The organism is Streptomyces sp. NPDC058284 (assembly GCF_042881135.1).
Classification (GTDB): domain Bacteria; phylum Actinomycetota; class Actinomycetes; order Streptomycetales; family Streptomycetaceae; genus Streptomyces.
Window position 1 is genome coordinate 34,203 of record NZ_JBHVYE010000044.1, and the last position, 9,408, is coordinate 43,610.

Below are 9,408 nucleotides of genomic sequence, written 5' to 3' on the forward strand. Positions count from 1 at the left end.
AAGGGACAATCCTCGGCTTCCGGCCGGAGCTTGGCAAGAGGGACACGACGGCCGTCGGGCGGCGCCGTCAGAGCGCCATGGCGGGCAGGGCGCCCGGCACGCCGTCGAGGTCCTCGTGGCTGATGGAACGGATCCGGCCCTCGTCCAGGGTGAGGATCCGGTCGGCGGCGGCGAGGCCCGCCCGTTCGTGCGTGACCAGGAGCGTGGTACGGCCGCGGGTGGCGTCGAGGATGTCGGCGAGCACCGCGGCCGCGGTGTCCGGGTCGAGGCCCTCGGTGGGTTCGTCCAGGACGAGGACGGGCGGGTCGGCGAGCAACGCGCGGGCGAGGAGCAGGCGTTGGCGCTGACCGCCGGAGACCGTGGCGCCGTCCCCGCCGAGTACCGTCTCCCAGCCGCCCGGCAGCGACTCGATCCAGTCCAGGATGCGCGCCCTGCGGGCCGCGTCGCGCAGCTCCGCGTCGGTGGCGTCGGGGCGGGCGAGGACCAGGTTGGCGCGGATGCTCGCGTGGAAGACGTGCGCGTCCTGGGTCATGCCGGTGATCGCGCGGCGGGCGTCGGCGCCCGCGCAGCCGCTCAGTTCGCGCCCGCCGACGCGGATGCTGCCCGCTTCGTACGGGACGAACCGCATCAGCGCCGCAATCAGCGTCGACTTGCCGGACCCGCTGGGGCCCAGGAGCACGACGCGGTGGCCGCTCGGCACCCGCAGGTTCACCCCGTCGACGGCCGGGGGCCCGCCGGCGGTGTGGCGCACCCGCAGGTCGCTGATGACCACGTCGAGCGGCCCTTCGGCGGGCAGCGGGGCCGGGTCGGCGGGGTCGGCGACCGGCGCGGGGGTGTCGAAGAGGTCGGCGAGGCGCTGCGCGGAGGCGCGCACCTCGGCGAAGCGGCGCGCCGCCGCGGGCAGCGGCGCGAGCGCCTCGAAGGAGACGAGGGCGAGCACCGCGAGGACGGTGAGCTGCACGGCGGGCAGGTCGCCCGATGCGTGGGCGCGCAGCGCGAGCCAGGTGACGCCGACCGTCGCCGCGCCTTGGAGTACGAGCACCACGGCCTGGGCGAGCGAGGTGGTCAGCGCCTTGTGGCGTTCGAGGCGGGCGATCCGGGCCGCGACGTCGCGCGCCCGGTCGTGGACGCGGCCGCGGGCGCCGTACGCGGCGAGGTCGGCGGCCCCCTGGGTCAAGTCGACGGTGACGGCGGAGAGTTCGGCGCGCGCCGCCTTCTCCGCGCGGCCCGCGCGCCGGGACAGCGCGAGGACGAGGGCGGGCACGAGGAGTCCCGCCACGGCGAGCAGGACACCGAGCAGCACTCCGGCCCCCGGCAGCAGCACCACGACCATGCCGGTGGCGGTCGCGGCGACCACGAACGCCGCCGTGGCCGGGATCATCACCCGAAGCAGCAGGTCCTGGGCGGCGTCGACGTCGTCGACGAGCCGGGTCAGCAGGTCGCCGCTGCGGAAGGCGGGGGTGCCGGCCGGGGCGAGCGGCACGAGCGATTCGTACACCCGGGCGCGGAAGCCGGCCACGGCCCGCAGCACGCCGTCGTGGCCGAGGAGCCGGTCGATGTAGCGCAGTGCGCCGCGTCCCAGGGCGAGCGCGCGTACGGCGACGATCGCGACGCTCACCGCGGCGATCGGCGGCTGTTCGGCGGCGCGGGTGATCAGCCAGGCGGCGGTGGCCATCAGGGCGGCGGCGGCGAGTTCGCTGCCTGCGGCGGCGAGCGCGGCGGGCAGCAGCCTGCGCCAGTAGGGCAGGAGGTGGTGCAGGAGGCGGACGGTGGGGCGGGGCCCGCGGGGGCGCCCGGGGGCGGCGGCTTCGGTGTACGTGGTCATGAGGCCACCAGCCTTTGCGTGGGCGGGAGTTCGGGGTGGGCGGGGAGCGCGGGGGCCGGCGGGAGGTGGATGCCGCCCGCCCGGACCGTGATGATCCGGTCGGCGTGCGGCAGCAGGCTCGTACGGTGGGCCACCACGATCGAGGTGCGGCCCCGCATGAGGGCGACGGTGGCGCGGGTGACGGCGGCCTCGCTCTCGGGGTCGAGGTGCGCGGTCGGTTCGTCCAGGAGGAGGACGGGGGCGTCCTTGAGGAAGGCGCGGGCCAGGGCGATCCGCTGGCGCTGGCCCGCGGAGAGCCCGGCGCCGTGCTCGCCGAGCGGTGTGTCGTACGCCTGGGGCAGCTCCTCGACGAAGAGGTCGGCGGACGCGGCGCGGGCCGCCTCGCGCACCTCCGCGTCGCTCGCACCGGGGCGTCCGAGGCGGATGTTCTCGGCGACGGAGGCGGCGATCAGGTGCGGGCGCTGCGGCACCCACGCGACCTGGGCGCACCAGTCGTCGGTGCCGATGTCCGCGAGGTCGGTGCCGTCGGCGGTGACTCGTCCGGAGGTCGGGGCGACGAAGCCGAGGAGCAGCGAGAGCAGGGTGGACTTGCCCGCGCCGCTGGGGCCGATCAGGGCGACGTGCTCGCCGGGTTCGATCGTCAGGCTGACGTGGTGGAGGGCGGCCGCGGCCCGGTCGGGGTACTGCACGGTGACGTCGTCGAGGCGCAGTCGGGCGGTGCGGGCGTCGGGGGCGGGGGCGCGGTCGGCGGGGGCCGGTGCCGCGTCCTCCTCGTCGAGGGTGGTGAAGACGCGTTCGGCCACCGCGATGCCTTCGGCGCTGTCGTGGAAGGCGCCGCCCATGGCGCGCAGCGGGAGGTACGCCTCGGGGGCGAGGAAGAGGACGATCAGGGCCGTGTGCAGGCTGACGTCGCCGTGCAGCAGCCGCAGTCCGACCGGTACGGCGACCAGCGCCACGGAGAGGGTGGCGACGGTCTCGAGGACCAGTGAGGAGAGGAAGGCGACGCGCAGGGTGCGCATGGTGGCCCGCCGGTGGGCGTCGGCCATCTCGCGCACCACCTTGGTCTGGTGGCGTTCGCGGCCGAACGCGCGCAGGGTGGGCAGTCCGGCCACCACGTCGAGGAAGTGGCCGCCGAGGCGGGAGAGCAACCGCCATTGGCGGGCCGTCCGTTGGGCGGTGTGCATGCCGACGAGGGCGCCGAACACGGGGATCAGCGGCAGGGTGATGAGGATGATCAGCGCGGATGTCCAGTCGGTCCACCACACGCTGGCGACGACCGTGAGGGGGACGACCGCGGTGGCCGCCATCGTGGGCAGGTAGCCGACGACGTAGGGGTCGAGGGCGTCGAGGCCCCGGGTGAGCAGGGTGGCGGTCTCGCCGTGGCGACGGGCCGCGAGCCGCAGGGGGTTGGTGTGCTCAAGGCGTCCGGTGATGCGGTCGCGCAGGGTGCGTTTGGCGTCGGCCGCGGCGCGCTGGGCGAGCACGCCGCGGAGCCAGGTCAGCAGGGCGCGCGCCGCCATGACGGCGCCGAGCGCGGCCAGCGGCCCGACGCGCAGCGCGTGGTCGGCGAAGCCGTCCGCGAGGACGGTCGCGAGCAGGACCGCCTGGGTGACGATGAGCCCGGCGCCCGCCAGGGCCAGTACCGAGGAGTACGTCATATGGCGCCGCAGCACTGGGATTTCCCGCATCAGGCGGCGTTCGACGGGCTTCATCGTGGGGGTCCCTCTCGTCGCTTTCCGGGGGTCAGAAGTAGCTGGGGTGACGTTGGCCCGTCCGCCCCCGGAAGGCCCACCAGCTCCAGAACTGGTAGGCGAGGATCGTCGGGATCACCAGGACCCCGAAGCCGCTCAGGATCTTCAGCGTGGCGTCGTCGGTGATGGCGTGGTCGATGTCCAGACCGGCGCCGGCCCCGGTGATCAGGAGGTACGGGTAGTGGCCCGCCCCGAGGAGCAGCACGGGCAGCGCGGTCGCGGCGCAGGTGGCGACGAACGCGAGGACGTTGTGCCCGCGGGTGAGGTACCACCAGCCCGCGGCGAGGGCCGCCACGAACGCGGCGGTGATGACCGCCGAGGTCGCGCGGTTCGTCATCGAGGCGCCCTCGCCGAAGAGCGTGAGGAGCAGCGCGAGCGCTCCCACGACACCGGCTCCCGTGATCAGGCTCGCGCCCATCTTCCGTGCCTTGGCGCCGATTTCGGGGCCCGAGCGGAGTGCGACGAAGGTCGCGCCGTGGGCGGCGAAGAGCAGCAGGGTGGTGACGCCGCAGACCAGCACGAAGGGCGTGAAGACCTCGCCGAGGCCGATGTGGAAGCTGCCGTCGGCGCGGCGGGGCACGCCGTGGAGCAGCAGGCCCACGACGAGGCCCCAGCACACGGCGGGCACGCCGCCGCCGACGACGATCAGGGCGTCCCACATCCGGCGGCCCCGCGCGCTGTGGGAGCGGCGGCGCAGCTGGACCGCGGCGTTGCCGAGGACCAGTCCCGCGAGGATCGCCACGATCAGCGGGTACATGCCGGACAGGAGGGTGCCTTCCAGGTGCGGGAAGGCGCCGAACAGGACGCCGGCGAAGGCGACCAGCCAGACCTCGTTGCCCAGGAAGAACGGCGCGATGGCGTCGAGGGCGGCGTTCCCGCTGGTGCGCTTCTCCTCCTCATCCTTTCGGCCGAGGAAGGGGTGCAGCATCTGTGCGCCGTAGTCGTAGCCGCCGAGTACAAAGTACCCGGCGAGTAGCAGGCCCAGCAGGGCCAGCCAGACGGTCTCCAGACTCATCTCGCTCAACTTTCCGTTACAGCAGGGGAGTTCATGGCGGGGGTGCCGGGCGGTTCCGGCTCAGAAGGCGGGCACCGGCTGCTTCTCGTCGGCGCTGCCCTCCGGCCCGTCGGGGACGTCGTCCGGGAGCGGTTCGTTGACGCCGAGCTGGGTGGCGTCGGGGCCGCGCAGGGCGAAGCGGGTGATCAGGGTCCAGTTGGTCACGGCCAGCGCCACGAAGATGGCGATGAACAGGACGCAGGACAGCAGCAGCGAGGTCCTGCCGACGTTGGAGAGCGCGTCCTCGACCGTCAACTGGCCGTACACGAGCCAGGGCTGGCGGCCCACCTCGCGGACGATCCAGCCGCCCACGGAGGCGATGAAGGGGAAGGGGATCGTTGCCACCATGACCCACGAGGCCCAGCGCCAGCGCATCAGCCGGTCCTTCCACAGAAGGATCAGGGCGATGGCGGTGATGGTGGACACGGTGTTGCCGATGAGCGACATGGCGTCCATCGAGATCCGCATCGTGTCCTGCCACGGCACGTAGTTGCCGGGGCCGTGCTCCTTGACGAGCTGGGCCTGCAACTCGGCGACGCCGCTGTTCTCCAGGACCGCGTCCTTCATGGGCTGGGTGCGCTCGATGATGGGCCGCTGCATCTCGCCGACGACGACGACGAAGAACGAGGCGACCGTCGAGACCCAGAGGCCCAGCTTCAGGGAGGTGCGGAAGAGTTCCCGCTCCTCGGTGTGCCGCAGGAAGTGGTAGGCGCTGATGCCGGCGACGAAGCAGCCGCCCGTCGTCAGGGCACCGAGCGAGAGATGGAGGAGGGCGACCAGGGCGCTGGAGTTGGTGAGCAGCGCCGCGAAGTCGGTCAGGTAGGCGACTCCGTCGCGCACCTCGTAGCCGACCGGGTGCTGCATGAAGCCGTTGGCGATCAGGATCCAGTACCCGGAGGCGTACGCGGTCAGGGCCACGAGCCAGATGAGCGTGACGTGCACACCGCGGCGCAGCCGGCCCCAGCCGAAGATCCACATGCCGAGGAAGGTGGACTCGGCGAAGAACGCGATGAGGGTCTCGAGGGCGAGCGGGGCGCCGAAGACGTTGCCCGCGAACTTGCTCAGGCCGCTCCAGCTGAGTCCGAACTGGAACTCCATGACGAGGCCGGTGACGATGCCGACCGCGTAGTTGATGACGTAGAGCTGACCCCAGAAGCGGGTCATACGCTCCCGGACTGCTCTCTGGGCGGGATCACGGGTGAACGCGGCCCGGGTGTGCATGATCGCCACGATGGGGACGAGCCCCATGGTGAGGATCACGAACAGCCAGTGGATGCCGGTCGTGGCCGCGAACTGGAGTCGGGCCAGATCCGCAGCGCTCATGATGCGACCTTCCTGGGGGGACGGTTTCTGTGGGTGGGCGGTGGACGGTGGGGCCGCCGCTTCGCGTGTGCGGATGCCGGGCTCCGTTGCCCGCCATCCGTGCGGTGACCTCGATGAAGACCGTAGAGAGAATTCCTTATGCATTCCAAGACCGGTTTTGCCATGTGATGATGTCCCGGAAGGCATAAGTGAAGGTGGATCATGGATCTTCTGCAGTTGCGCTACTTCCAGGCCGTCGCCCGTTACGAGCACATCAGCCGCGCCGCGGAGGAGCTGCGCGTCGCCCAGCCCTCGCTCAGCCGCACCATCGCGCGCCTGGAGGGCGAGCTCGGAGTCCCGCTCTTCGACCGGCAGGGCCGCCGCATCCGGCTCAACCAGTACGGCACCGTCTTCCTGCGCCACGTCGACCGCGCCCTGAGCGAGCTCGAAGACGCCCGCAGGGCGCTGAGCGACGCCCGCGACACCGCGTTCGGCCGGGTCGGCGTCGCCTCCGAGACCCTCCTGACGATCACCCATCTCCTCGGCAGCTTCCGGGCCGCCTACCCCCGCGCCGACGTCAGGCTCTACCAGTCGAACGCGGAGGAGATGGACCGTCAGCTGCGCGCGAGGGAGGTCGACTTCTGCGTCGCCTCACAGCCGCTGACCGGCGCGAACCTCGACTCGATCGAGCTGGCCCGCGAAGAGGTGCTGCTCGCCGTCCCGCGCGGCCACTGGCTCGACGGCCAGGAGAGCGTGACGATCCGTGAGATCGCCGCGGAACCCTTCGTCACCACCCGCCCGGGCCAGTGGCAACGCACGCTCCTCGACCGGCTGTTCGCGTCCGAAGGGCTCACGCCGCTGATCTCCTGCGAGGGCGACGAACCGGGCGCGAGCCAGGACATGATCAGCGCGGGGCTCGGCATCGGGCTCATCCCGGCCATCTCCCGCCAGGCCGGAACCGATTCCCAGGTCCCGGTCGCCTGGGTGCACCTGAACGCGCCGGACTGCCACCGGGTCCTCACCCTGGTGTGGAACCGCGACACCTACCTCTCCGACGCCGCCGTGAAGTTCCGCGAGTTCACCACCAGCAGGCCCTTCATGACCCACCGCCTCCCCGACCCCCGCCGCGGACGCGGCAACCGGCCCTAGACCTCTCCCGGGTCGCGTCCTGGGTCGCGTCCAGTCGCGCCCTGGGTCGCGTCCCGGCCACCGCTCCTGGTCCGGCCGGAACTAGTTTGGTACGCTCCGACCCGTTGCCGAGCCCTGGCCCAGGACGTCGCGTGTCCGAACGGCCGGATGGTGTCGGTGAGTTGACCGGGGTGTCGTGTCCCCCGTCGGCCACCGGGCAGCACATCTCCACCTTCCGTCTTTCCACTTGCCAGGCATCCGTGCCACGGCGCGCCCTCGCGTGCGTCCGGATGCCATCGAGGAGCTCCGCCATGCCCAAGATCACGTATGTCGCCGTCGACGGCAACGAGACCGCAATCGACGTCCCGGAAGGCACCAGCGTCATGCGCGGCGCCGTGTTCAACGACATCGACGGCATCGTCGCCCAGTGCGGCGGCAACATGCAGTGCGCCACCTGCCACGTCTACGTGGACGAGACCACCCTCGACAAGCTGGAGCCGCCGAAGGAGCGGGAGGACGAGATGCTCGACTTCACCGCCTGCCCGCGCAAGCCCAACAGCCGGCTGAGCTGCCAGCTCAAGTCGAGCGAGGCGCTGGACGGCCTGATCGTGCACCTCCCCGAGCGGCAGAACTGATGACGGACAGCACCCACCCCGAATCGGTCGTCGTCGTGGGGGCGGGCCAGGGCGGCTACCAGACCGCGGCCTCCCTCCGCGAGGAGGGCTACACGGGACGCATCACTCTCATCAGCGCCGAGGACGCGCTCCCCTACGAGCGTCCGCCGCTGTCCAAGGCGTACCTCAAGGGCGAGGCCGACGAGTCGCAGCTGTGGCTGCGGCCCGCGACGTACTACGTGCGCCAGTCGATCGACCTGGTCGCCGGCACCGTCACGGAGATCGACCCGGCCGCGCGCACGGTGCGCCTCGCCGACGGCTCCGCGTACGACTACGGGCATCTCGTCCTGGCCACCGGCGCCCAGCCGCGCACGCTCGGCGTGCCGGGCGCCGGGCTGCGCGGCGTGCACACCCTGCGCAGCGCGCAGGACGCCGTCGCGCTGCGGGCCTCGCTGGCCGGGGCCCGCCGGGCCGTGGTGGTGGGGGCCGGGTTCATCGGCCTCGAATTCGCCGCCGTGGCCCGGGAAGCGGGCGTCGAGGTGACGGTCGTCGAGGCGCTCGACCGCCCGCTCGCCCGGGTGGTCTCCGCGCGGACCGCGGAGCACTTCACGCGGCTGCACCGGAGCAAGGGCACCCGGCTGCTGTTCGGCCAGGGCGTCGCGGCGCTGCACGGTGACGGCCGCTCGGGCGTGAGCGCGGTGGAGCTTGCCGACGGCAGCAGGCTGCCCGCCGACCTCGTCCTGGTCGGTGTCGGTGTGAGCCCGCGCACAGAGCTGGCCGCCGCGGCCGGACTTCCGGTGGACGGCGGCATCACCGTCGACGCCCATCTGTTGACCGGCGACCCGCACATCTCGGCCATCGGTGACTGCGCGGCATTCCCCCAGGTGCGCTCGGGGAACCGGCTGCGGCTCGAATCCGTGCAAAACGCCGTCGGGCACGCCCAGTCGGTCGCCCGGCGGCTGACAGGAACGGTCCGCGCCTACGACGAACTGCCGTGGTTCTGGAGCGACCAGTTCACGACGACCGTGCAGATCGCGGGCTTCGACGAGGGTCACGAAACCGCGGTGGCGCTGGGCGACGACCCCGACGCGTTCTCGGTTCTCCTCTTCCGCGGGGAACACCTCCAGGCGGTCGAATCCGTGAACCGTCCCGCCGACCATCTCGCGGCCCGGCGGCTCCTCGCGCAGGGTGCCGCCCTGACGCCCGAGGACGCGTCGGCCCCGGGATTCAGCCTGCGGGAGCACCTGCGGAGCCTGGTCAGGGCCGGGACGGAGGCGCCGGTGCCGCTCTGACGGACGGCGTACGCGCGCGACTGGAATCTTCCATTCCGATTCCCGTCGCGCGCCGATCCGCCATCGATGAATTATGGCGGGAACTTTCCAGTCCCGCTCTTGGAATGTTTAAGAATTTGCGCCCGGAGGGCTTACCGGCATGCGCTCTCAAATTCGCGTGCCACATAGCGTTCATTAGCGAAACACCGAAACGGTGTTGATTTGATTCGTTGAACAAGGCAGGATCGCTCAAAGTCAACGGGGGGCTTCCGGCGACTGCTGTCCGCCCCCCTGGATTCACACACCATTCACAAAGGGGACAGCTATGTCTGATTCCGCCGCGGGTGAGGGTTTTACCACCTGAGAATCACTACATTACCGCTGGATCGGAGTACGTCAATGGAAGACGTTATACGGGAGATTCGTATCCGCGGGGCTCTGCAGCAACCCGACTGGAGCGACA

Annotated in this window: 7 protein-coding genes; 3 read left to right on the forward strand and 4 right to left on the reverse strand. The window is 71.7% G+C overall.

Features of this window, described 5'->3' with window-relative positions:
• Positions 1–67: 67 nt before the first annotated feature.
• The 4 genes from cydC to ACFVYR_RS35850 are packed head-to-tail and all read right to left on the reverse strand — an operon-like array spanning position 68 to position 5,953.
• Positions 68–1,825 (reverse strand): thiol reductant ABC exporter subunit CydC, encoded by a 1,758-nt coding sequence (cydC, locus tag ACFVYR_RS35835; RefSeq protein WP_384263706.1) that lies wholly within the window; start codon positions 1,823–1,825, stop codon positions 68–70.
• Positions 1,822–3,537 carry a thiol reductant ABC exporter subunit CydD gene (cydD, locus tag ACFVYR_RS35840; protein WP_384263709.1) on the reverse strand — a complete coding sequence of 572 codons (1,716 nt, stop codon included), beginning with the start codon at positions 3,535–3,537 and terminating at the stop codon, positions 1,822–1,824. The genes cydC and cydD overlap by 4 nt, the downstream gene beginning before the upstream one ends.
• A gap of 31 nt (positions 3,538–3,568) precedes the next feature.
• Complete coding sequence (gene cydB / locus ACFVYR_RS35845; protein WP_384263712.1) at positions 3,569–4,591, reverse strand: cytochrome d ubiquinol oxidase subunit II; 1,023 nt, start codon at positions 4,589–4,591, stop codon at positions 3,569–3,571.
• 60 nt (positions 4,592–4,651) lie between these two features.
• Positions 4,652–5,953, reverse strand: a complete 1,302-nt coding sequence (locus tag ACFVYR_RS35850; RefSeq protein WP_384263715.1) for a cytochrome ubiquinol oxidase subunit I — start codon at positions 5,951–5,953, stop codon at positions 4,652–4,654.
• Between the two features lie 201 nt (positions 5,954–6,154).
• On the opposite strand from ACFVYR_RS35850, the gene ACFVYR_RS35855 reads away from it, so the two are divergent.
• The 3 genes from ACFVYR_RS35855 (at position 6,155) to ACFVYR_RS35865 (ending at position 8,966) form a co-directional block, all read left to right on the forward strand.
• The gene (locus tag ACFVYR_RS35855; protein WP_384263718.1) at positions 6,155–7,081 is read left to right on the forward strand and encodes a LysR family transcriptional regulator; all 927 of its coding nucleotides are present in this window, start codon (positions 6,155–6,157) and stop codon (positions 7,079–7,081) included.
• Positions 7,082–7,371: 290 nt separating this feature from the next.
• Positions 7,372–7,695 (forward strand): 2Fe-2S iron-sulfur cluster-binding protein, encoded by a 324-nt coding sequence (locus tag ACFVYR_RS35860; RefSeq protein ID WP_384263720.1) that lies wholly within the window; start codon positions 7,372–7,374, stop codon positions 7,693–7,695.
• A complete protein-coding gene (locus ACFVYR_RS35865; protein WP_384263723.1) occupies positions 7,695–8,966 on the forward strand; it encodes an NAD(P)/FAD-dependent oxidoreductase in 1,272 nt (423 codons plus the stop codon). The genes ACFVYR_RS35860 and ACFVYR_RS35865 overlap by 1 nt, the downstream gene beginning before the upstream one ends.
• The last annotated feature ends 442 nt before the right edge of the window (positions 8,967–9,408 follow it).